Genomic DNA, 21,516 nt, shown 5'->3' with positions numbered 1-21,516 from the left:
CCCCCCCCCTCCCCCACCCACCCCGCCCCGCGCCCACCCGCCCGGAAGTCGTTGTCGTGCACGGTGTTGAGGGCCGTCGCTTTGGGGCGAGCGGCCGACGGTCGTCGTTGACCGTCCTTGCGGTTCGGGTCGTGCCCGAACCGCGGTTCAGTCTGCGGCCCAGTTGCGGGCTTGTTCGAGGTCGTCCGGGGTGTCGCAGTCGAACCAGGGGGGCGGACCCGCCTGGTCCCAGCTCACGGACTCGACTTCGATCCCGGTGAACAGGTGTCTCGCCGGGGCGCCAGGTTCGATCTCCGCCGCGTTCTGCCGGACCGGCTTTGCCGGCCACAGGCCGCACAGCCACTGCCTGCGCCCCGCGTCATCGCAGAACACCGCGCCGGTCTCCGACCCCGCCTCGCTCATGCGATCGTGGAGGAGCCGCAAGGCGTCCGCCGACATGAACGGCAGGTCGCCGCCGAGGATCGCCACCCGGTCGCAGCCGTCGGGCACCTGGAGGAGGCCCGCGGCCACCGACCGGGCAGGGCCGGAGCCCGGTGGGTCCTCCATCACCTGGAGCACCCCGTCCGGCAGGGGCGCGGCCTCGGCGGGCCTCGCGCCCACGACCACCCTCGCCGCCGCAGACTCGCTCGCGGACAGCACCCGCTCCAGGAGCGTCGCACCCCCGACGACCAATTCGCTCTTCGCGCACCCGGCGAATCGCCGGGCCTTGCCGCCGACCAGAACGATCGCGGCGTAACTGCTCGGGAACTCACCCATGCCCACAGACTAGCCAGGACTCCTGTATCCCGGGGTTCTGAGCCCGAGTACCGCCGGCCTCGCCTGCGGCGCTTTCGGCGCCTCATCGGTTCGTTCATCGGCCGCTCCTTTCGTGGGTTGTTTTGGTTTCTTGTTCGCTGTTCGCTGTTCGCTGTTCGCTGTTCGCTGTTCACCGTCGGCCGTCGGCCGCCCTTCGCCGTTTCCCGTTCTTCTTCGCCCTTCGCCCGTGGTTTTCTGGTCGGTGGTCTTTCGCTTCGGGTTCTGCCGGGTCTTTGGGTCTGGCGCTGCGTTGGATCAGTCCTTGACCTCTGCTTCCTCCCTATCGCCGCAGCCGACCTTCGACAGCGCCGCCGGCGGGATTCCCGATTGCAGCGCCGCCATGAGCATCAGCGCGAGCCGGTAGTGCGGGCTCGACCGCAGGGCCAGTTCGAGGCATTCGAGGGCGAGCACCCCGTTGCCGAACCTGTAGGCGGCGAAGCCCGCCACCGTCGCGGCCGGGGCCAGGAGGTCCTCGCCCATGTGCCTGGTCACCCAGATCCACAGGTCGACCCGGTTGCCTTCGAACTGGCCCGAGTTGATGCGCCGCAGCGCGTAGTCGCGGATGTCCAGGTCGCCCAAGGCCAGGCCCACCATCGCGATCTCATCCGGGCCGGGCAGCGCCGTGGCCGCCATCCAGTGGTCGATCGCGTGGAGGTCGAGCGAGCGCTGGGCGGCCCAGTCGAGTTCGGCCTCCGCCGCGAGCGTGGCCGCCACCGCCTTCTCCACCGCCGCCCTCCGGCCCGGCGAGGCCGGGGCCAGTTGGTCGGCGATCGCCGTGCGATCCGTCTCCGCGTACCCGCCCGCGACCGCCACCTCGCACGACGCCGCAGACGACTCCGGGACCGGCAGTCCCTCGGGCGGGCAGCACGGCTCGTCGCAGGTGAGGCTGAACCAGCGGCCCCGCGACACACGCAGCTTGTCGAGCGGTTCGACGCCCGCCGCGTGGAACCGCACGGCCGCGCGCTCGACCGAGGCCTCCGCGACCTCCTTCTCGCCGTAGCCGATCACCACGCACCCGTCGCAGTTGTTGACGCTCAACTGCGTGGTCAGGTCCGGCAGGTGCTCGAGATGATCGGCCGAACCGGGCAGGTTCACGCGGAAGGTGCATTGGAGTTCGCCGCCGATGAGGCCCACCACCACGAGGCTGTCCGCGGGGTGGAAACCCAGGAGCAGCGGGACCGTCGTCAGGAGGTCTGTGGGGCCGTTGAGGCGGATTCTCGCTTGTGTCATGTTCATGGATCAACTGTCCGTCACATGTCAACTACTGGCAAGAATTAATTTTTGGCCTGTGGATAACCGAATCGGGCCTGTGGATAAGTTGGTGGGGTTTGGGTGCGTGTGATATCGGGATTGTGCGGATGCGCGTTTCGGCGAGAGCCTCACGAGGGCGGAGCCGGCGCGGCTGCCCGGCGCGGCGGACTAGGCTAGAAGGTCTGAACCGGGCCGCCGAAGACGCGCCGCAGCAGTGCCGCCGAAGACGCGCCACCACCGCGCACCACTGCACCGCCCGCGCGTCGCGCCGGAGCCCGTCGGGGACATATTCACAGGTCAAAGCGGGAGCGAAGCGTGTCGAACCAGTACGTCCACCTGCACGTGCACACCGAATACTCGATGCTCGACGGAGCCGCGAAACTCAAACCGCTGTTCGCGGAGGCCGGTCGGCTCGGCCAGCCCGCCATCGCCATGACCGACCACGGCAACATGTACGGCGGCTACGCCTTCTACCAGGAGGCCAAGAAGTCCGGCGTCAAGCCGATCATCGGCATCGAGGCCTACCTCGCGCCGCACGACCGGTTCCACAAGAAGCCCGTCTGGTGGGGCGAGCCGAGCCAGCGCGGCGACGACCTCTCCGGCGCCGGCTCCTACACGCACATGACGATGGTCGCCCGCGACGCCACCGGCCTGCGGAACCTCTTCCGCCTCTCCAGCGCCGCCTCCTTCGAGGGCTACTACTACAAGCCGCGCATGGACCGCGAGCTCATCGCCGCGAACGCGAGCGGGATCGTGGCCACCACCGGCTGCCCCTCGGGAGAGGTGCAGACCCGGCTGCGGCTCGGGCAGATGGACGAGGCCTACCAGGCGGCTTCGGACTACCGCGACATCTTCGGGGCCGAGAACTACTTCCTGGAGATCATGGACCACGGCAACCAGATCGAGCAGCGCGTCAAGGACGAGCTGTACGACCTGGGCCGAAAGATGGGCATCCCGCCGCTGGTCACGAACGACTCCCACTTCGTGACCGAGGCGCAGAAGGACACGCACGCGGCGCTGCTGTGCGTCCAGTCGGGCTCGACGCTCGACGACCCGAAGCGGTTCAAGTTCGACGGCGAGGGCTACTTCCTGCGCTCGGCCGAGCAGATGTACGGGGTGCGCAGCGACGAGCTGTGGCAGGAGGGCTGCGCGAACACGCTGCTGGTCGCCGAGATGGTCGAGTCCTACGACGAGATCTTCGCCGTGCACGACCGGATGCCGGTCATCGAGGTCCCCGAGGGGCACGACCAGGGCAGCTGGCTGCGCGAGCAGGTCACGGCGGGCCTCAAGGACCGCTTCCGGGGCGGGGAGGTCCCGGCCGAGTACCTGGAGCGGGCCGCGCTCGAGCTCGACGTCATCATCACCGCCGGCTACCCGTCGTACTTCCTCGTCGTCGCCGACCTCATCAGCCACGCCCGGTCGATCGGGATCTACGTGGGCCCGGGCCGCGGTTCGGCGGCCGGTTCGCTGGTGGCGTACGCGATGCGGATCACGAACATCGACCCGATCGAGCACGGCCTGCTGTTCGAGCGGTTCCTCAACCCCGAGCGCGTCTCGATGCCCGACATCGACATCGACTTCGACGACCGCCGCCGCGGCGAGATGATCACGTACGCGACCGAGAAGTACGGCAAGGAGTTCGTCGCCCAGGTCATCACCTTCGGCACGATCAAGACCAAGGCGGCGATCAAGGACGCCGCTCGAGTCCACCATGGACAGCCCGGCTTCTCGATCGCCGAGCGGATCACGAAGGCGCTGCCGCCGCCGGTCGCGGCCCAGGACATCCCGCTGTCGGGGATCTTGGACCCCGACCACGCGCGGTACAAGGAGGCCGGCGAGGTCCGCAGCCTCATCGAGAGCGACGGCGAGGTCCGCCAGATCTTCGACACCGCGCTGGGTCTGGAGGGGCTGATCCGCAACGCGGGCGTCCACGCCTGCGCGGTCATCCTGTCCTCGCAGCCGCTGGCGGACTGCATCCCCATGTGGGCCAGGCCGGACGGTTCGATCATCACCGGGTGGGACTATCCCTCCTGTGAGGACATCGGCCTGCTGAAGATGGACTTCCTGGGCCTGCGGAACCTGACGGTGATCGGGGACGCGGTCGAGGCGATCAAGATCAACAAGGGCGTCGAGATCGACCTCGACACCCTCTCCACCGACGACGCGAAGGCGTACGAGCTGCTCGCCCGCGGCGACACCCTCGGCGTGTTCCAGCTCGACGGCACCGCCATGCGCGAGCTGCTCAAGCGCATGCGCCCCACCGAGTTCAACGACATCGTCGCGGTGCTGGCCCTGTACCGGCCCGGCCCCATGGAGGCGAACTCCCACAACAACTACGCCGACCGCAAGAACGGCCGCCAGCAGATCACGCCGATCCACCCCGAGCTGGCCGAAGCGCTGGAGGAGATCCTCGCCGAGACCTACGGCCTGATCGTCTACCAGGAGCAGATCATGAAGATCGCGCAGCGCGTCGCGGGCTTCACGATGGGCCAGGCCGACACGCTCCGCAAGGCCATGGGCAAGAAGAAGGTCGACGTCCTGGAGAAGATGTTCGGCGACTTCGAGTCGGGAATGCTCGCGAACGGGTTCGGCAAGGAGGCCATCAAGACCCTGTGGGACATCATGCTCCCCTTCGCCGGCTACGCGTTCAACAAGTCGCACGCGGCCGGGTACGGCCTCGTGTCGTACTGGACGGCCTACCTGAAGGCGAACTACCCGGCCGAGTACATGGCGGCGCTGCTGACCTCGGTGGGCGACTCCAAGGACAAGGCCGCGGTGTACCTCTCGGAGTGCCGCAAGATGGGCATCACCGTCATGCCCCCGGACGTCAACGAGTCGCGGCACGTGTTCCACCCGGTCGGGGAGGACATCCGCTACGGCATGGGCGCGGTCCGCAACGTCGGCGCGAACGTCGTCGCCGGGATCATCGAGGCGCGTGAGGAGAAGGGCGCCTACGCCGACTTCAAGGACTTCTTGCAGAAGGTGCCCGCGCCGGTGTGCAACAAGCGCACCATCGAGTCGCTCATCAAGGCCGGGGCGTTCGACTCGCTCGGGCACGCGCGCCGGGGCTTGGCCGAGGTGCACGAGAAGGCGATCGACGCGATGGTCTCCATCAAGAAGGAGGAGGCGCGCGGTCAGTTCGACCTGTTCGGCGGCATGATGCCCGACACCACCGAGACGCTCGGGGTGGACCTGACCATCGCCGACGACGAGTGGGAGCGGCGCGACAAGCTCGCGTTCGAGCGGGAGATGCTCGGCCTGTACGTGTCCGACCACCCGCTCAACGGCTTCGAACGCCTCCTTTCATCCAATGCGGACCGTCCCATTGCGGCGTTGCACGGCGAGGAGATCCCCGACGGCGCGAACGTGCGCGTTGCGGGAATCCTCCAGAACGTGGCCAAGCGGGTCACCAAGCAGGGCAAGCTGTGGGCTTCGGCCACATTGGAGGATCTGGCGGGGTCGATCGAGGTCCGGTTCTTCCCCAACACCTATGAGCTGGTGTCGGATTCGCTCGCCGACGACCTGGTGTGCTGCGTCAAGGGCAAGCTCGACCGGCGCGACGGGACCGCGCAGCTCATCGCCCAGGATCTCGCGGTCCTCGACACTTCCACCGGACCGGAGGCGAACTCGGCGCCGATCACGCTCGCGCTGCGGGCCGCCGCGGTGAACCCCGCGCTCATCGAGAAGCTCTCCGACACGTTCAAGACCCACCGCGGCGAGGCGCAGGTGCGGGTGCAGCTCGCCAACGGCCCCAAGGTCACGATGCTCGCCCTCGGCGACGCGTGGCGGGTGCGGCCCTCGGTCGAACTCTCCGCCGACCTGAAGGCCCTCCTCGGCGCCGGTGCGGTCGTCGGATAAGGCGCTACGTGAAAGGCCCGGTCGCGAACTCGCGGCCGGGTCTTTCGTCTTGTGGTTCCAGGGGGCGCGCCTCGGTCGAGGGTTGTGATGGTGTGACCGGGGTCATGTTCGGTTCCCGGCCGGGGCGGTCACCTCTGCGCTCCGCGATCCGTCATGGGGGTGAATCGGAACCACCGGAGAGGAACACCGCCATGACCACCACGCCTCGTATCGAGAACCCGCGCCAGCACCTGCCCGCCGCCGACGAGATCGCCGCGGCCGTGAACAAGGCGAACGCCGAAGGGGTGCTCCCGGACACCCTCGTCACGCTCGTCCAACTGCGCGTCGGGCAGATCCTCGGCAGCGCCTACCTCACCGCCCGCCCGCTCCAGAGCGCCGACGACACGCCCGAGCGCCTCGGCACCGTCGCCTCCTGGCGGACCGCGCCCTACTTCACCGACGCCGAGCGGGCGGCCCTCGCCCTGGCCGAGGCCGTGCACACGCCCGACCCGACCGGCGAGCGCGTCAGCGACGAGCTGTTCGCCGAGGCCGCGAAGCACCTCAGCGACAAAGAGATCATCGTCCTCACCGGCGTGCTCGGCCAGATCGGGTACTTCATCCCGCTGGCCCTCATCGCCAACCCGAAGGTCGGCGTCTCCTTCGCGGAGCAGTGGACGAAGTAGCCCGACAGGCGACAGGGCCCGCGCCAGGCGCGGGCCCTGCTCCCGTTCTCAAACGAGCGCGCCGAGCACGAGCGCGGCCACCGCCGGCGCCAGGTACATGAGCGGCGCGACGACCATCTTGTACTTGCGGGCCCGCAGCACGGTCGCGACCGCGCCGATGAAGTACAGGACCAGGCCGACCGCGGCCGCGAGGCCGATGAACGGCACCCACAGGCCCACGAGCAGGCCCAGCGCCCCAGCGGCCTTGACGGCCCCGAGCCAGGCCCACCACGACCGCGGCACCCCGTACTCGGCGAGCGGCCCGACCACGTACGGGGCCCCGGCGAAGATCGAGTACGCCGAGAACCCGATCCACAGGGCGGCGAAGATCGTGACGATGAAGTAGGCGATGGTCATGGGACTGCTCCGGTTCGTTCGGCGGGGATGCTGACAACCGGTAGAACCGCGGGCCGCCGCGAACGTGACACGAAGACCGGGAAAGTGGCGCGCGCCACTGAAACGGCGGTCTCGCGGCGTCGAGCGCCTAGGCTTCGCGGGTGCACGCACAGATGAAGGCGATCGACGCCGGGACCGTGACGCTCACCGACCGGCGCACCGAACGGAGCTGGACTGTGGCGCTCGCACCGTTCCTGCTCGCGGATCGACCGGTCACGCGAAACGCGTACGCCGAGGTCACGGGTGCGCGGTTCGCGGGCGACGGGGCGCTGCCGGCCGCGGACGTCTCCTGGCTCGACGCCGTGCGCTGGTGCAACGCCCTGTCCGAACGCGAAGGGCTGCGGCCGGCCTACCGGGTCGCGCCCGACGAGACCGACAGCGAGGCGGTCGACTGGGACCGCACGGCCGACGGCTACCGCCTGCCGACCGAGGCCGAATGGGAGTACGCCTGCCGGGCCGGCACGACCGGCCCGCGCTACGGCGACCTCGACGCGATCGCCTGGCACCGCGGCAACAGCGACGAGCGCCCGCACCCGGTCGGCCGCAAGCAGCCCAACGCGTGGGGCCTGCACGACATGCTCGGCAACGCCTGGGAATGGTGCTGGGACGTCTACGACGCCGAGGTCTACCGCGACTACCGGGTGATCCGCGGCGGCGGCTGGTTCGACGAGCACTGGTCCTGCCGGGCCGGGGTGCGCCGCCGGACCATGCCCATCCTCAGGATCGAAGACCTCGGCTTCCGCCTCGCGCGAACGGTCCGGCCGGAGCCGGCGTGATGGAACGGGCGGTCACCGGTCGGCGTTGACGGCCCCGAGCGCCTCGACCAGGTCGCGGACCCGCGGCGAGGCCAACCGGTAGCGCACCACGCGCCCGTCCCGGTCGGCCGCCACCAGACCGGCCTCCCGCAGCACCGCCAGGTGGTTCGACACGTTCGGCTGGGTGGAACCGGTGCCCGCGACCAGGTCGCCCACCGACGCGTCGCCGGCCGCGAGCGTGTGCAGCAGCGCCAGGCGGATGCGGCAGCTCAACGCCTTGCCGATGTCGAACAGGCGGTCGTCCACGTCACGGTAATCCATCAGGAATCGATGATATATGATCTATACATCATCAGGCACTGATATATGGAGGAACGATGACCGACATGGTCTGGGCGCACGTGGACGACGTGCCGGTGCAGCGGTTCACCGAGGGCATCACCCTGCGCCGGTTGTGGGAGGGGCCCTCCGACAGCAAGAGCTACGTCGTGGACATCGCGCCGGGGGCCGCATGGCCCCACCTCGACGTGCACGAGCCCGGCCCCGAAGAGGTCTTCGTCGTCTCCGGCGTGTTCAACGACGGCGTCCGCGACTACCCCGCCGGATCGTTCATCCACTGCCCCGCCGGCTCCAGCCACGTGCCGCAGTCCGCCACCGGTTGCAGGCTCTTCGTCTTCTACCCCGCGGGCTGAACCCCGGATCAGACCCAGTTGGCCCTGCGGGCCGCCCTTCGCAGGACCCGCAACAGGAGCGGCCCGGTCAACGCGATGAGCACCGCCGTCGTGATCGCCCTCCCGATGTCCCAGCCCAGCGAGGTCGCCAGCGAATAGGCGAACAGGCGCGGCAGGTTCTCTCCGATCCCGCCGCCCGGCACGTACGCCAGGTTCCCCTGCGTGATCGCGAACGGCCAGAACGACAGGTTCAGCAAGAGCCCGTACAGGATCGAGGAGACCACCGCGTACGCCGCCAGCAGCACCAGCTCGGCGGCCCTGCCGCCGCGCGTGTCGGTGCCCGTGCGCGGCAAGAGGCCCGCGCCCAGCCCCACGAACGCCGCCGCGAACATCTGGAACGGCATCCACGGACCCACCCCGCCGGTCAACAGCGCCGAGGCGAACAGCCCCGTGCAGCCCAGGATGAACCCGAAACCGGCACCGAACACCCTGCCCGCCAGAATGATCAGGAAGAACACCGTCTCGACCCCGGCCGCCCCCGCCCCGAACGGGCGCACCGCCGCGACCACGGCGGACATGACGCCGAGCATCGCCACCGCCCGCGCGTCCAGGCCCCCGTCCGACAACTGCATGAGCACCGCCGCCGTCACCAGCGGCAGCAGCAACGCGAACAGCCAAGGGCCCGAAGTGGTCTCGGTCAGCGCCCCACCCGGCGTCGTCAGCAGCGGCCACGACATGGCGACCAGCCCGAACCCCGCCGCCAGCACCAGCGCGAGCCTCGCCCGCCACCGCACCCGCGGACGCGGCGCCGCGACCTCCTGCGCCAGCGCCCCGGTGCCCTCAGTGCCGCTCGTCATCGCCGGTCCCGCTCTCCCCCAACGCCTCCGCGACCTGCCGCACGGTGAACCAGCCGGGAAGGATCTTGTCCACCTGCGGGGCGAACATCGGCGAGGCCGCGACGATCCGCCCCGCCGGGCCGTCCGCCACCACCTCCCCGTCCGAGAGGATCACGACGCGACTGGCGAACTCCGCGCAGAACTCCACGTCATGGGTCGACACCACCACGCAGTGCCCGGCCTCGGCGAGTCGCCCCAACCGGTCGGCCAGTGCGGCCTTCCCCGGGTAGTCGAGGCCACGCGTCGGCTCGTCGAGCAGCAGCAGCGGCGGTGCGGCCGTGAGCGTCACGGCGAGCGCGAGGGCGAGCCGCTGGCCCTCGGAGAGGTCGCGCGGGTGCGTCGCGTCGTCCACGTCCTCGACCAGGTCGGCGAGGATCTTCGCGCAGGTCCCGCGCGGCGCGCGGCCGTCGTCGTCGGCCCCGGCGCATTCGGCCGCGACCGTCTCGGCGTAGAGGAGGTCGGCGGGCTCGGCGGGGACGAGCCCGGCGAGGGTCCGCCGCTCGCCCGGTCTGCGGGACGCCGGGTCGGCGCCGTTGACGGCGACCCGGCCGCCCGAGCGTCTCCCGGTGCCCTGCAAGGCCCACAGCAGGCTCGACTTGCCGGACCCGTTGCGGCCCATGAGGGCGATGCGTTCGCCGCGGGCGGCGGCGAGGTCGATGCCGTTGACGGCCCGCACGCCCGGATGGTCGACGGTGACGCCCTGGGCCTCGAGTAGCGGCGGCCCGGGCGGGACGGCCTCGGATCGCGCAGCGGGGGAGCGGCCGGTGAGGGCCGCGCGGAGCCCGGCGGCGTGCCTGCGGGCCTCGCGGATGGTCACCGGCGGGCCCGGCCAGCCGGCGAGGCGTCCGAGTTCGACCACCGGCGGCGCGACCGGGGAGACGGCCAGGACGGCGCCGACGGGTCCGGCGGTGACCTTGCCGCCGTTGAGGAGCAGCGCCGAGTCGGCGTACTGGGCGACGCGTTCGAGCCGGTGCTCGGCGAGGAGCACGGTGACGCCGAGGTCGTGGACGAGGCGGTGCAGCGCCGAGAGCACCTCGTCGGCCGCGGTCGGGTCGAGCGCGGAGGTCGGCTCGTCGAGGACGAGCGCGGCGGGCCCGGCGACGAGGGCCGCGCCGATGGCGACGCGCTGGCGCTGCCCGGAGGAGAGGGTGGCGAGGGTGCGGTGGCGGACGTCGGCGAGGCCGAGGAGGTCGACGATCTCGGTGACGCGTTTGCGCATCGCGGCGGGGTCGAGGCCGAGTTGCTCGGCGGTGTAGGCGAGTTCGAGTTCGACGTCGTCGGTGACGAACCCGGCCAGGGGGTCTTGGCCGACGTAGCCGACGAGGTCGGCCAGGTCGGCGGGGGTCGAGCCGCGCACGTCGCGTCCGGCGACGGTGATGCGCCCGCGTATGGTGCCGCCGGTGAAGTGGGGGACGAGTCCGTTGACGGCCTTGAGGAGTGTGGACTTGCCCGCGCCGGTGGGGCCCACGAGCAGGCAGAACTCGCCTTCGGGGAGCGCGAAGGTCACGTCGTCGAGGATCGGGCGGGTCTCGTAGGCGAAGGTCACGTGGTCGAAACGGACTTGGCCGGTGCCCGTGTTCTCGAAGGCGCTCATGTGGTTCCCTTCGGCGTCGACGGCACGAGGGCCGCGGGAGCGGCGGCGAGGAGCACGCCGGCGGCGGCCCACAACGGCAGGTCCGGCACCGCGAGCGGGTTCGTCGCGGGCCACAGCGCCGCCGAGTCGGTCAGGCCGCTGAGGACGGTGCCGACGACGGCCGCCGCGCCGGAGGCGAGGACCGCCCAGTCGAGCGGGCCGAAGCGGTCGGGCCGGTAGCGGGTGTGGGGGACCCGCTTGGAGGCGAAGGCGATCCCGAAGACCGCGGCCGCGGCGCCGGCGGCGAGGAGCGTCCAGGCGACCGGTGCGGGCGTCGCCGCGCCGAGGAGGGCGTAGGCGCCGGCGCAGAGGCCGAGGAGTCCGAAGAGGAGGGCCGCGCCGGTGGCGCGGCGGGCCGGGGCCGGGATGCCCGCGGCGCGGCCGTATCCGCGCGAGGCCATCGCGGCGGCGAGCGCGAGCGACCGGTCGAGCGCGTCGTGGAGGACGGGCGCGGCAACGGTGCGCATGAGGTTGGCGGGGCTGCGGTTGGTGTTGCCGCGCAGGGCCCTCGCGCGGCGGACCCGCCCGACGCCCGCGACGAGCTGGGGGGCCACGGAGAGGGCGACGACGACCGCGACGCTCACCTCGTACAGGGCGGCCGGGACCGAGCGCAGGAGGCGGCGCGGGCTCGCGAGGGCGTTGGCCGCGCCCACGCAGACGAGGAGGGTGGCCAGGCGCAGGCCGTCGTAGGCGGCGGCGAGGGCGCCTTCGGCGGTGACGTTCCCGCCGAGGCGGAAGCCCGCGGCCCAGTCGGGGAGGGTCGTCGAGGGCAGGGAGAACAGGACGGTGGGGCCGTCGGAGCCGCCGAAGACGATGTAGAAGGCCATGCGGACGGCGACGGCGGTGAGCCCGATGAGGAGGAAGACGCGGTAGGCGCCCGACCAGGGCTCGTCGCCGCGGCAGAAGGTGACGACGAGGCCGGCGACGGCGACGATGAGCAGCAGGAGCCAGGGGTTGGCGGTGCGCCCGGCGGTGGTGGCGAGCAGGAGCGCCCAGCCCCACCAGGCGACCGGGTGGGCGGTGCGGCGGCGCGCGGGGGCCGGGTGCGTCGCGGTGGGCCGCACGGGCGCTCGCGCGGGCACGCTCATGGGCGCCGGTCGTGTCGGACCCGCCCGACGACGATCCCCACGATGAGCGCGAGGGCGGCGACGGCGAGGATCCAGGTCCGGTTGGGGCCGGTGCCCTCGTCAGCGGAGGCACCGCCGTCGGGGGTTTCGGCGGTGGGGGTCGCGGCCGCTTCGGCGGGGGTGAGCGCGGGCGGGGCGGAGCCGTCGCCGAAGGCCCAGCCTTCGAGGTCGCCCGCGTCGGGCGAGGCGTCGGCGCCGCCGACCATCGCGTACGTCCATTCGGCGTCGCCGGGTTCGGCGTGCCAGTAGGACCAGTAGGCGTCGGCGGGAGGCGAACCGCCGCAGCCGGTCTCGGGGAGGTCGTCGATGCGGCAGACCATGCCGCGGATGGAGGCGACCTCGGTGACCGAGAAGCCGGCGCCCGCGAGCGCGTCGAGGCCGTTGGCGGGATCGACGGCGCACCCGGTGGCCGGTCCGGGGGCGAGCGGGCCGAAGTCGACGACCACGGTCACCCCGGCGCAGGCCTCCTGCGCGGCGGCGGGCGCGGCCGGAAGCGTGAGGAGGCAGAGTGCCAGGAGCAGCGAGGCGGCGGCGCCGCCGATACAAGGGCGCCTGAGGGGCGCGAGGGCGCGCAGGCGGCGCCCGCCGTGGTGGCGGGCGCTGCCTGCGGTTCGTTCGCTACGGGACATGCGCCTCGAACTTACTTGTCGGCACCGTCGTCGGTGGCGCCGTCATTGGAAGTGCCGTCGGACTCGCCGTTCCCGGCGGGTGCGGCCCCGCCGGAGTTGCGGGCCTTCAGCGCGAAGCCGACGATCAGCGCGGCCAGCACGACCACGGCCGCGCCGACGACCCAGGGCAGCCACGAGTTCGAGCTCTCCTCGTCCTGCGCGGCGCCCGCCTCCTCGCCGTCGCGGTCGCCTTCACCGTCGCCCGCGCTCTCGCAGGCGCCGGCCGGCAGCTCCGCCGCCACGTTCGCGGCGTCGAGGTCGGCCAGGTTCTGGCCCGCGAGCGGCACGATCGCCTGCGCGGTCGCCAGCAGGCGCGAGGCCTCGCCGTACTCGGGGTCCTCCGGCTCGGAGTACCGGACCGCGCCGGGCGCGTCGCCGTCGCAGTCGAACTGGAGCTCGATGAGGAACGCCACCGCGCTCGCGGCGGCCTCGTCCCGGTCCACCGCCAGCAGCGCCTGCGCGGCCATCGCCGTCGAGTTCGCGTTCTCGCCGAACCCGCCGTCGAACCCGCCGTCCTCGGCCTGCGCCGACTCCAGCCAGCTCACGGCCGCATCGAGGGGCTCGGCCGCGGCCTCGCCCTCCAGAGCGGCGAGCGCCGCGACCACCAGGCCCGTGGAGTCGGGGTCGGAGAAGCAGTCGGCGACGCCGTCCACGCTGCCCCAGCTGAACCCGCCGTCCTCGCACTGGACCGCCGCGAGACCGGCCGCGGCCTCCTCGCCCGCCGGGGCGTCGGTGCGCGAGAGCCCGAGGACCGCCCACGCCGTGGACAGGGCCGTCCCGTCGCCGTAGGTGCCGTTCTCGGCCTGCGCCGCGGCGAGTTCGTCGGCGAGCCTGATCCCCGCGAAGTTCGTCGGGTCGCCCCCGGCGGTCGCGACCGCGTACATCACCTTCCCGGTCGGGCCCGCGTTCAGCGCGGCCTCGTCATCGCCCTCGGCCGCGGCGAACACGTACGGAGTGAGGGTGTCGGTGTCGTTGAGCCATTCGAGCGTCGCCTGGATCTGGTCGCCGCCGACACCGGCGGCCTGGAGAGCGATGACCGCGTCCAGCGACGAGGACACGTCGCCCTCGGACCACGAGGTGCCGTCGGACTGGGCGGCGAGCCAGGACGCGGCCGCCTCGGCGGGCGCGTCGAACGGCTGGGATTGGGCCTGGGCCGGTGCGGCGGAGGCGAGAACGGCGATGGGCACGACCGCGGCGGCGGCCAGCAGTCGACCGGACAGGTGGCGCAATTGCCTGACCTTTCCTAGAGCGAGTGGGGTCTTCGGGCAGGCGGCGGCGCCGCAAGCGCCTGTAGACCACGACAGGCGTTGACAAATCGGTTCGGCGCAGGCGGGCATTCGGGCTCACGCGGGTGGACCGAGCTCATCGAAGGGTGCTCGGAGGTGGTTCGGAGCGATGTTGCGAACGCTGCGAACGACGAACCGCGACTACCGTTGCGGGTCAGCGCCGGCCTTTCACCGGACTTCCCCCGCCTTGCGCCTGTTCAGTTTGGCCTCATTCTCGCGGGTGGCGTCGCTGGGTGTCAAGGCGACCGCACTCCCAGTGCGACCGTTCACTCGCGTCTCGCGAGTGAACTCCCGCCTTCCGGTTATTGACCCGTAGCACCGGGTGTCGATACGGTGCACAACGTGAGCAGAAATAAGAACGCCGATCTGGACAGAGTCCTGCGCGCTGCGACCCTGGTCTTCTTGGAGCGCGGATTCGCCGCTACCTCCATGTCGGACCTCGTCGCGGCGACCGGCATGAACCGTGCCGGACTCTACGCCGCATTCGGCTCCAAGCACCAGCTTTACATCACCGCCCTGGGCCGATATAGGGAGGACACCGAACCCGAACTGCGAGCGATCGCCCGCCGCGCCCTCGACGCCGGCGTCCCCGCCGGCCCCAGCGGCGACGGCGTCGCGGCCGAACCCCTCGACGCACCACGCGTCATCGGGGACCTCCTCGACGTCGTGGCGAGGCAGTCGAAGTCCGGCGGGTTCATCGTCCGCGCCGCCGTCGAACTCGCCGACGACCCCGCGACCATGCGCCGCGTCCAGGAGGCCTGGACCGAACTCGAACGCGATCTCGCCGCGATCCTGGCACGGGCGGTCGAGACCGGAACGATGGACGCCGAGGCCGACCCCGACCGCCTCGCCCGGACCGCGCTCGTGTTCATCCAAGGCGCGCTCGTCATCGGCCACGCCGACGAGGAAGAGGGCCGCCTCAGCGACGCCGCGGCCGGCCTCGTCGACCTCCTGGCCGCTCACAGCCCCTCGGCGACCGCCGAGGAGATCCGCAGCCACGCCCCCGATGAGGCCTTGCTCAACGAGTCGTAGCGGATCGGCTCACCGGAGTCGAGCAGCTTCTCGTACGGCGCCAGCAGCACCGCCCTCGTGCGGGCCGCGAAATGCCGCTGCACCGCAGGCAGGTCCACGTCCTTGCGATGGGCCGGCATCGACACCACCGACACCGCGCCGCGCACCAGGTCCCGCCTGCCGGTCTGCTCCAAGTGGTCGAGCATCCGCGCGGCCGTCTCCGCCGAATCGTTGCGGGCCGACATCGTCACCACCAGCTGATCGGTCGCGTCGATCGCCGCCTGCCAGTTCGCCGCCCGCACATTGTTCCCGGTGTCGACCACGATCAGCTTGTAGAAGCGCGAGACCGCCTCGCGCAGATCCCCGAACGCCTGCGACGTGAGCATCTCCCCGGCCGTCGCCGACTCGTCCGAGGCCAGCACGTCGAACATCGCCCCGCCCTGCGCCCGCACGTACTGCGACAAGTCCCCGATACGCCCGGTCGGCCCCCGGAAATGGTCGAGATCGCGCAGCAGATCGCGGACCGTGCGCACATGGAAGTCCTGCTGGGCCCGCATCCCGAGCGTCCCCTGCGTCTCGTTGTTGTCCCACGCGAGCACATAGCCGCCCCGGTGGCGCCCGAAGGTCATCGCGAGCATGAGGACCGCGACGGTCTTCCCCGCCCCGCCCTTCGGGTTCACCACGGTGATCTGGCGCAGCCCGCCGAAATTGCGGCGCACCGTCTCGACCGCGCGCTGGCGGGCCTGCTCCCGGGGGCCGGGAGGCAGCGCGAGCAGGCCGAAGCTCAGGCGGTGGAGCGCGCCGCGCAGGCCGGTCTCGGCGACCGGCGGGCGCGGGGGGACGACCCGGCGGGAGGCGAAGTCGTCGGCGGTGACGCCGACGCGTTCGAGCGCCCCGGCCTGGTCGGGGAACACCGGCAGCCGCACCGGCACGGGCAGCCGGGACGGCTGGATCGCGTTCGGGTCGGGCCAGGCCTCGCCGGGCGGCGTGACGGGTGCGAACGGCGCGGCGGGGCCTTCGAGCTGTCCTTCGTACGGTGACGCGGCCGGGGGCTCGGCGCGGGCTTCGGGGGCGCTCGGCATCGCGGGAGGCGGCGGCTCGCTGGGAACGTGGTCGCCGCTGCGGGGATTGCGGACCGCCGGGTTCACCGCCTGCGCCTCCGAAGACGCGCTGTACTGCCGGTTCACCTCGGGCGGGGCACTGGGCTGCTCGTAGACCTCCGGCGGGGCGCTGGGCCGGTGGTCCGCACCCGGCTCGGCACCATGATCTTGATTCGCGACGTGTCCTTGGTCCGCGCCGTGCTCCCCGTTCTCGCTCGGCGCACGCTGCTGCCGGTCCGCACCATGCTCCCCGTTCGCACTGGGCGGCACATGGTCCGGGTCCGCCCTCGGCGGCGCGAACGGTGACCAGGCTGGAGCATCCGGCCGGCGCAGAGGCACGGTGTCCTCTTCGGTGTGCTCCATCGGGACTCCCAGCGTGAGACGGCGGTTACCCGACTATTGTGTCCCATTCGCGCATGGCCGCGTGGGAACTCCGCGTGGCCCGACGCGGCAGTACTACAGCAGTCGCGGCTGCTCGGGGCCCGAACGAACCTGAGGGACCATCCCGAATGGACTGAACAATCCCTGATCCACATCGGCCAGCAGCGGGGATCCGGTACCGGTGTGGCTGACGTAGACGAGGTCCCTGGTGCGCCCGAGCGCCACGTACAGCTCGCGCCGCGCCGCGGCGGTGTTCGGCCAGTCCTCGGCGGTCACGCCGGTGAGGCATACGACGCGGAACTCGCCGTCGGCCGCCTCGGCGACCGACATGCCGTCCGGCCCGATCACCGCCAGCTCCTCGGGCGCGACCCCCAGCTCGGCGAGCCGGTCGGTCAGAGTCTCCACGAAGTGCTTCTCGTCGTCGGCGTCCACCGCGAAGCAGCGGCCGATCCCCGAGCCTTCGAGCGCCGGGCGCTCGGGCTGGACCAGGCGCCCCGGGACGCGGCTGATCGGCTCGATCACCTGCGAGGCGGCGACCAGGACGGCCGCGGGGCTGCGGTGGTTGCGCGACAGGCGCATCACGTGCGCCTGCGGGAACCGCTCGCCGAACGCCGCGAACGCGGCCGGCTCGCCCGCGCACAGGGCCGAGTCGGGGTCGCCGGTGGCGGTGATGTCGGCCTCGGGGCCGCGGTGCTCGGTGACCTGCCGGAACAGGCGCATCGGCATGCGCGGCAGGTCGTCGATGAAGACATGGCCCAGCTCGGGCGGGCTCGCGGCGGCGAAGTCGTCGAACTCGCCGACGGTGATCGCGGCGGCCTCGCGGCCCAGGAGCGTGCCGAGCTCGCGGCGGATGCGCGCGACGCCCGGCTTCGACGCGGCCAGGACCAGGCACTGCCCGGCCGGGACGCCCAGCTCCTGCACGAGGTAGGCGACGCGGCGGATGAGCAGATGGGTCTTGCCGGTCCCCGGGGAGGCGTTGATGAGCAGCGGGCCCCTCCCCGCGGAGGCGGCGACGCGCTGCATCGCGTCCAGCGAGTCGAGCAGGCCCGCGCCGACCTCGTCCATGCCGGTCAGCAGCGGAGCGGACTCCAGCCACGGGTCCGGGGTCTGCGTCGTCAGCGCCGGTTCGGGCATCGGCACCGCCTCGCGGACGTACCTGGAATGGGACCGGTGCGAACGGCGGCGCCGCTCGGCGGTGGTCCGCATGTCGGCGGAGAGTTCGAACAGCGGGGACGCCACCTGCGGTTGCTTTCGTTCATCAGGACGGCGCACCCATGCATCCTCGCAGATCACCCGCGCCTGCGCCTAAGCGCCTCCCCGAGAGCCCTTGCCGGATCCCGGAAGGATCGCTCGCCGCCCGGAACGCGAGGCGAGAGATCCTACAGGATTCAACACCGTACATCGTACATTGAATGCTGTGCTCTGTACGATGTACGCCGTCAGCCTCCCGCGAACGGCGGGAGGACCTCCACGGTCGTCCCGGCCCGGAGCGCGGTTGCCGGGTCCTTCGCCGCGAGGCCGTCCACCAGCAGCGTCGCCACCGACAGGACCTTGTCGAGCGCCGGTCCGTGCCGTCGGCCCAGCACCAGTCTGAGCTCGGCCACGTCGGCCGCTTCCACCTGCTCCTCGCCGAGCCCCGCGGCCGCCTTCGCGCCCGCGAAGTACCGCACGGTCACCATCGGCACCGTCGCCACCGCTAGCCTCCGATCGCCGACATGGGCCGGGCCGGTTGCAGGAACGACGGGTCGTCGATGCCGTGCCCGGGGAGCTTGCCGCGCATCGCCTCGCGCCAGCGCCCGGCGATCTCGGCGTCGCCCGCGCCCGAGCGGGCGAGGCCGCGCAGGTCGGTCTCGCCGCGCGCGAACAGGCAGTTGCGGACCTGTCCGTCGGCGGTGAGGCGGGTGCGGTCGCAGTCGCCGCAGAACGGGCGGGTGACCGAGCCGATCACGCCCACCTTCGCGGGGCCGCCGTCGACCAGCCAGGTCTCGGCCGGGGCGGAGCCGCGGTGCTCGGGGTCGGGGGTGAGGTCGAACTCGGCCTTGAGGGCCGCGAGGATCTCGGCGGCGGTGACCATCTCGTCGCGGCGCCACACTCCGGCGGCGTCGAGGGGCATCTGCTCGATGAACCGCAGCTGGTAGTCGTGGGCGAGCGCGAAGCGCAGCAGGTCGGGGGCCTCGCGGTCGTTGACGCCGCGCATGAGCACGGTGTTGATCTTGACCGGCGCGAGTCCGGCGGCCGCGGCGCCCTCGATGCCGCGCAGGGTCGCGGCGAGGCGGTCGCGTTTGGCGAGGTCTTTGAAGGTGGCGGGGTCGAGGGTGTCGAGGGAGACGTTGACGCGGTCGAGCCCGGCGGCGCGCAGTGGCTCGGCGAGGCGTTCGAGGCCGATCGCGTTGGTGGTCAGGGAGATCTCGGGGCGCGGGTCGAGGGCGGCGGCGGCTTCGACGATGTCGACCAGGCCCGGGCGCAGCAGCGGCTCGCCGCCGGTGAAGCGCACTTCGCGCACGCCGAGGTCGCGCACGGCGACGGCGACCAGGCGGTTCACCTCGTCGTCGGTGAGCAGGGTCGGTTTGGGCAGCCATGGGAGCCCGGCCTCGGGCATGCAGTACGTGCAGCGCAGGTTGCACCGGTCGGTGAGGGAGACGCGCAGGTCGGTCGCGGTGCGGCCGTGGCGGTCGGTCAGGCCGCCGCCCGCCGCGCCCGGGCGAGGCGCGGTCCCTTGGGCCTGGGTCGGTGCTGGCATGGTTCGAGCGTAGTTCGCCCTCACGACACTTCCGTAAAGTGAGACACGATTCCCATCAATTGAGCGCGGAAGGCGCGTCCGAAGAGCGTGGTGTGGACCAGCAGCGGGAACAGCTGGTGCAGTCCGACGCGCTCCTCCCAGCCTTCGGCGAGGGGGCTCGCCTCGGTGTACCCGGCGAGGATCGCCGCCAGCCACGGGACGCCGCCCCACAGGCGCAGGTTCGCCAGGTCGGTCTCGCGGTGGCCGCCGTGGGCGGCCGGGTCGATCATCCAGGCGCGGGCACCGCCCCAGTGGACGTTGCCCCACCACAGGTCGCCGTGGGTCCGGGCGGGCGGCTCCTCGGGTCCGGAGAGGCGGGGCAGGCGCGCGGCGAGGGCTTCGACGGCGGCGACGTCGGCCGCGTCCAGGGCCCCGTTGTCGCGGGAGGGCCGCAGGTACGGCTCGATGCGCTTGGCCGCGAACCATTCGGCCCAGGTCGGGCCCGCGGGCCCGTTGTCCATGAAGGTCTCGCCGATGTAGCCGGTCCACGGGGCGCCGAAGCGCTCGGCCCCGGCCGCGTGCATCGCCGCGATCTGGCGGCCCAACTCCTCGGCGTGTTCGCGGGTCGGCTCGGCCGGTTCGATCCACGGCTCGACCAGGAGCCGGTCGTCGGCGTACAGCGGCTCGACCACCGCCGCCGAGCCCTCGCGCAGCCAGCGCAGGCCCGCGGCCTCGGCCGCGAGGTAGTCCGAGGGGCCGCCCTCGGCGATCTTGGCGAACAGGCTGGTGCCGTCGTCAAAGGTCAGGCGCTGGGCCGTGGCCGAGCCGGTCGGGGCGTCTGCGGTCATCGCGAAGTCGCTCGCCTTGACCGGGGTGGTGCGCACGCGCTGGTGCTCGATGAGTTCGGGCAGAAGGTGCAGCCGGTCGCGGTCGGGGGCTTGTTCCACCGCCTTAATGTAGCCGAACGCGAACATCCGGCCCGGCATGGAAAAATCCTCCTGTTCGCACCCCCGGTCAGGAGGACCCCATGCGCCGCACCGCTCGCTGGCTCACCGCCGTCAACGCCCTCAGTGCTCCGCGCGCGGCCTCGCAGCGCCGCCGCGTCGACCAGGTCTTCGACCGGATGGTGCGCCGCGCCGAGGAGCGGGCCGAGGCCGAGGCGGCGCTCGCGCCGGAGTTCATCGACTCCTACCGGCTGCTGCTGCGCGAGGTCGCCAAGCAGGAGACGCTCACGATGGTCGGCTGGCAGGGCTATGTGGACGACCTGACGCGGCGTATGACCAACCACCTGCGCGTCGAGCGGCTCATCGGGGAGCACCCGGAGATCGCCGAGGAGCCGGTGGACCGGCCGGTGGTCGTGGTCGGGCTGCCGCGGACGGCGACGACGCTCGCGCACAAGGTCCTCATCGAGCCCGAGGGCAACCGGGCGCCGCTGATGTGGGAGCTGATGAACACCCACCGCGGCGACATCGACGCGAAGCTGCGCGAGCGGCTCGTCAAGGACGCCCAGACGATGGCGACGCTGGCGAGCAGGGCCTCGCCGGTGTGGGACCTCATCCACCCGATGAACGCGGTCCAGCCCGAGGAGTGCATCTTCGCGCTGCCGCACGGCTACGGGTTCTACACGCGCGCGGCCATGCCGGGGTACCGGCGGTTCATCGACGAGCGGGACTACACCGACGACTACCGCCACCTCAAGCGGGTTCTCCAGGTGCTCCAGTGGAACCGGCCCCGGAAGCGCTGGGTCCTCAAGTGTCCGTTCCACCTGTTCAACCTGGACGTGCTGCTCGACGTGTTCGGCGACGCGACGATCGTGTGGATGCACCGTGACCCGTCCACGGTGATGGGCTCGTGGTGCTCCCTGGTCGAGACCGGTCGGGCCCTGCACCACCGCTCGTACGATCCGGCCGCGATCGGCCCGGAGTGGCTGGAGATCCTCTCGCGGGGCGTGGGCCACGCGCGGCAGGTGCGGTCGACGGTCTCGCGCGAGCGGATCATCGACGTGCCCTACCACTCGTTGACGGCCGACCCGTACGGCTACCTGCCGAAGCTGTTCGCGCGGCTCGACATGCCCTGGACGCTCAAGGAGGAGTCGAACCTCGAGCGGGTCCTGGCCCGGCCGGACATGCGCCGCAACCACGAGTACCACCTGTCGCGCTACGGCATCGACCTCGACGACGTCGAGAAGGCCTTCGGCGACTACGGGCGCCTCGGCTTCTGATCGGGCGCGCCGCGGAGACGACGAGGGGCCGGATCCACAAGGACCCG

19 protein-coding genes, 1 pseudogene and 1 riboswitch are annotated in these 21,516 nt (G+C 71.9%); of the genes and pseudogenes, 6 read left to right on the top strand and 14 right to left on the bottom strand.

What is annotated here, in order from left to right:
• Positions 1-147: 147 nt before the first annotated feature.
• Positions 148-756: a molybdenum cofactor guanylyltransferase gene (locus IF12_RS0122070; protein ID WP_051704764.1), complete on the bottom strand. Its 609-nt coding sequence runs from the start codon at positions 754-756 to the stop codon at positions 148-150.
• A 294-nt stretch (positions 757-1,050) separates the two neighbouring features.
• A complete protein-coding gene (locus tag IF12_RS0122065) occupies positions 1,051-2,031 on the bottom strand; it encodes a DUF4192 domain-containing protein (RefSeq protein ID WP_030162400.1) in 981 nt (326 codons plus the stop codon).
• 330 nt (positions 2,032-2,361) lie between these two features.
• On the opposite strand from IF12_RS0122065, the gene dnaE reads away from it, so the two are divergent.
• Both dnaE and IF12_RS0122055 read left to right on the top strand, forming a co-directional pair.
• Entirely contained in the window at positions 2,362-5,904 is a 3,543-nt protein-coding gene (gene dnaE / locus IF12_RS0122060) for a DNA polymerase III subunit alpha (protein WP_030162398.1), read from the top strand.
• Positions 5,905-6,095: 191 nt separating this feature from the next.
• The gene (locus IF12_RS0122055; RefSeq protein ID WP_030162396.1) at positions 6,096-6,566 is read left to right on the top strand and encodes a carboxymuconolactone decarboxylase family protein; all 471 of its coding nucleotides are present in this window, start codon (positions 6,096-6,098) and stop codon (positions 6,564-6,566) included.
• Positions 6,567-6,614: 48 nt separating this feature from the next.
• On the opposite strand, the gene IF12_RS0122050 is transcribed toward IF12_RS0122055, so the two are convergent.
• Positions 6,615-6,962, bottom strand: coding sequence for a DoxX family protein (locus tag IF12_RS0122050; protein WP_030162394.1), 348 nt, complete (start codon positions 6,960-6,962; stop codon positions 6,615-6,617).
• Positions 6,963-7,114: 152 nt separating this feature from the next.
• Between IF12_RS0122050 and IF12_RS0122045 the strand changes: the two genes are divergently transcribed.
• Positions 7,115-7,777 carry a formylglycine-generating enzyme family protein gene (locus tag IF12_RS0122045; protein WP_030162392.1) on the top strand — a complete coding sequence of 221 codons (663 nt, stop codon included), beginning with the start codon at positions 7,115-7,117 and terminating at the stop codon, positions 7,775-7,777.
• 12 nt (positions 7,778-7,789) lie between these two features.
• Here the strand turns inward: IF12_RS0122045 and IF12_RS0122040 are convergent, their stop codons facing one another.
• Positions 7,790-8,077: a helix-turn-helix transcriptional regulator gene (locus tag IF12_RS0122040; protein ID WP_030162390.1), complete on the bottom strand. Its 288-nt coding sequence runs from the start codon at positions 8,075-8,077 to the stop codon at positions 7,790-7,792.
• Between the two features lie 56 nt (positions 8,078-8,133).
• On the opposite strand from IF12_RS0122040, the gene IF12_RS0122035 reads away from it, so the two are divergent.
• Entirely contained in the window at positions 8,134-8,448 is a 315-nt protein-coding gene (locus IF12_RS0122035; RefSeq protein WP_030162388.1) for a cupin domain-containing protein, read from the top strand.
• A gap of 8 nt (positions 8,449-8,456) precedes the next feature.
• On the opposite strand, the gene IF12_RS0122030 is transcribed toward IF12_RS0122035, so the two are convergent.
• Genes IF12_RS0122030 through IF12_RS24530 form a run of 5 tightly spaced genes read right to left on the bottom strand, consistent with a single transcriptional unit; the run spans position 8,457 to position 13,980 of the window.
• Entirely contained in the window at positions 8,457-9,284 is an 828-nt protein-coding gene (locus IF12_RS0122030; protein WP_051704763.1) for an ECF transporter S component, read from the bottom strand.
• Entirely contained in the window at positions 9,268-10,917 is a 1,650-nt protein-coding gene (locus IF12_RS0122025) for an ABC transporter ATP-binding protein (RefSeq protein ID WP_030162384.1), read from the bottom strand. Before IF12_RS0122025 ends, IF12_RS0122030 begins: the two co-directional genes overlap by 17 nt.
• Positions 10,914-12,044, bottom strand: a complete 1,131-nt coding sequence (locus IF12_RS0122020) for a CbiQ family ECF transporter T component (RefSeq protein WP_081913849.1) — start codon at positions 12,042-12,044, stop codon at positions 10,914-10,916. Before IF12_RS0122020 ends, IF12_RS0122025 begins: the two co-directional genes overlap by 4 nt.
• On the bottom strand, positions 12,041-12,712 hold the full coding sequence (locus tag IF12_RS0122015; protein WP_051704762.1) for a hypothetical protein: 672 nt from the start codon (positions 12,710-12,712) through the stop codon (positions 12,041-12,043). Before IF12_RS0122015 ends, IF12_RS0122020 begins: the two co-directional genes overlap by 4 nt.
• A gap of 11 nt (positions 12,713-12,723) precedes the next feature.
• Positions 12,724-13,980 carry a hypothetical protein gene (locus tag IF12_RS24530; RefSeq protein ID WP_051704761.1) on the bottom strand — a complete coding sequence of 419 codons (1,257 nt, stop codon included), beginning with the start codon at positions 13,978-13,980 and terminating at the stop codon, positions 12,724-12,726.
• Positions 13,981-14,061: 81 nt separating this feature from the next.
• Positions 14,062-14,249, bottom strand: a riboswitch (cobalamin riboswitch).
• Between the two features lie 130 nt (positions 14,250-14,379).
• Between IF12_RS24530 and IF12_RS0122005 the strand changes: the two genes are divergently transcribed.
• The gene (locus IF12_RS0122005) at positions 14,380-15,069 is read left to right on the top strand and encodes a TetR/AcrR family transcriptional regulator (RefSeq protein WP_166659544.1); all 690 of its coding nucleotides are present in this window, start codon (positions 14,380-14,382) and stop codon (positions 15,067-15,069) included.
• Here the strand turns inward: IF12_RS0122005 and IF12_RS26360 are convergent.
• The 5 genes and pseudogenes from IF12_RS26360 to IF12_RS0121980 form a co-directional block, all read right to left on the bottom strand.
• Positions 14,997-16,287: pseudogene (locus tag IF12_RS26360) on the bottom strand (MinD/ParA family protein); the annotation flags it as partial. The gene IF12_RS0122005 and the pseudogene IF12_RS26360 overlap by 73 nt on opposite strands.
• 317 nt (positions 16,288-16,604) lie before the next feature.
• Entirely contained in the window at positions 16,605-17,768 is a 1,164-nt protein-coding gene (locus tag IF12_RS0121995) for a UvrD-helicase domain-containing protein (RefSeq protein WP_030162367.1), read from the bottom strand.
• A 200-nt stretch (positions 17,769-17,968) separates the two neighbouring features.
• Positions 17,969-18,223, bottom strand: coding sequence for a MoaD/ThiS family protein (locus IF12_RS0121990; protein ID WP_231492679.1), 255 nt, complete (start codon positions 18,221-18,223; stop codon positions 17,969-17,971).
• Positions 18,224-18,225: 2 nt separating this feature from the next.
• Positions 18,226-19,269 carry a GTP 3',8-cyclase MoaA gene (gene moaA, locus IF12_RS0121985; protein WP_030162362.1) on the bottom strand — a complete coding sequence of 348 codons (1,044 nt, stop codon included), beginning with the start codon at positions 19,267-19,269 and terminating at the stop codon, positions 18,226-18,228.
• A gap of 20 nt (positions 19,270-19,289) precedes the next feature.
• The gene (locus IF12_RS0121980; protein WP_051704766.1) at positions 19,290-20,195 is read right to left on the bottom strand and encodes a fructosamine kinase family protein; all 906 of its coding nucleotides are present in this window, start codon (positions 20,193-20,195) and stop codon (positions 19,290-19,292) included.
• A gap of 80 nt (positions 20,196-20,275) precedes the next feature.
• Between IF12_RS0121980 and IF12_RS0121975 the strand changes: the two genes are divergently transcribed.
• Positions 20,276-21,469 carry a sulfotransferase gene (locus IF12_RS0121975; RefSeq protein WP_030162359.1) on the top strand — a complete coding sequence of 398 codons (1,194 nt, stop codon included), beginning with the start codon at positions 20,276-20,278 and terminating at the stop codon, positions 21,467-21,469.
• Positions 21,470-21,516 lie beyond the last annotated feature (47 nt).

The sequence above is a fragment of the Glycomyces sp. NRRL B-16210 genome (assembly GCF_000719515.1).
Taxonomy (GTDB): Bacteria; Actinomycetota; Actinomycetes; order Mycobacteriales; family Micromonosporaceae; genus Glycomyces.
Note: the sequence above shows the minus strand (reverse complement) of the source record. Positions and strands in the feature narration are given on the sequence as shown.

Excerpts from the sequence above, each read along its gene's own strand:
- IF12_RS0122070 (WP_051704764.1), bottom strand. The coding sequence starts at position 756 with ATGGGTGAGTTCCCGAGCAGTTACGCCGCGATCGTTCTGGTCGGCGGC.
- IF12_RS0122065 (WP_030162400.1), bottom strand. The coding sequence starts at position 2,031 with ATGAACATGACACAAGCGAGAATCCGCCTCAACGGCCCCACAGACCTC.
- IF12_RS0122055 (WP_030162396.1), top strand. The coding sequence starts at position 6,096 with ATGACCACCACGCCTCGTATCGAGAACCCGCGCCAGCACCTGCCCGCC.
- IF12_RS0122050 (WP_030162394.1), bottom strand. The coding sequence starts at position 6,962 with ATGACCATCGCCTACTTCATCGTCACGATCTTCGCCGCCCTGTGGATC.
- IF12_RS0122045 (WP_030162392.1), top strand. The coding sequence starts at position 7,115 with ATGAAGGCGATCGACGCCGGGACCGTGACGCTCACCGACCGGCGCACC.
- IF12_RS0122040 (WP_030162390.1), bottom strand. The coding sequence starts at position 8,077 with ATGGATTACCGTGACGTGGACGACCGCCTGTTCGACATCGGCAAGGCG.
- IF12_RS0122035 (WP_030162388.1), top strand. The coding sequence starts at position 8,134 with ATGACCGACATGGTCTGGGCGCACGTGGACGACGTGCCGGTGCAGCGG.
- IF12_RS0122030 (WP_051704763.1), bottom strand. The coding sequence starts at position 9,284 with ATGACGAGCGGCACTGAGGGCACCGGGGCGCTGGCGCAGGAGGTCGCG.
- IF12_RS0122025 (WP_030162384.1), bottom strand. The coding sequence starts at position 10,917 with ATGAGCGCCTTCGAGAACACGGGCACCGGCCAAGTCCGTTTCGACCAC.
- IF12_RS0122020 (WP_081913849.1), bottom strand. The coding sequence starts at position 12,044 with ATGAGCGTGCCCGCGCGAGCGCCCGTGCGGCCCACCGCGACGCACCCG.
- IF12_RS0122015 (WP_051704762.1), bottom strand. The coding sequence starts at position 12,712 with ATGTCCCGTAGCGAACGAACCGCAGGCAGCGCCCGCCACCACGGCGGG.
- moaA (WP_030162362.1), bottom strand. The coding sequence starts at position 19,269 with ATGCCAGCACCGACCCAGGCCCAAGGGACCGCGCCTCGCCCGGGCGCG.
- IF12_RS0121975 (WP_030162359.1), top strand. The coding sequence starts at position 20,276 with ATGCGCCGCACCGCTCGCTGGCTCACCGCCGTCAACGCCCTCAGTGCT.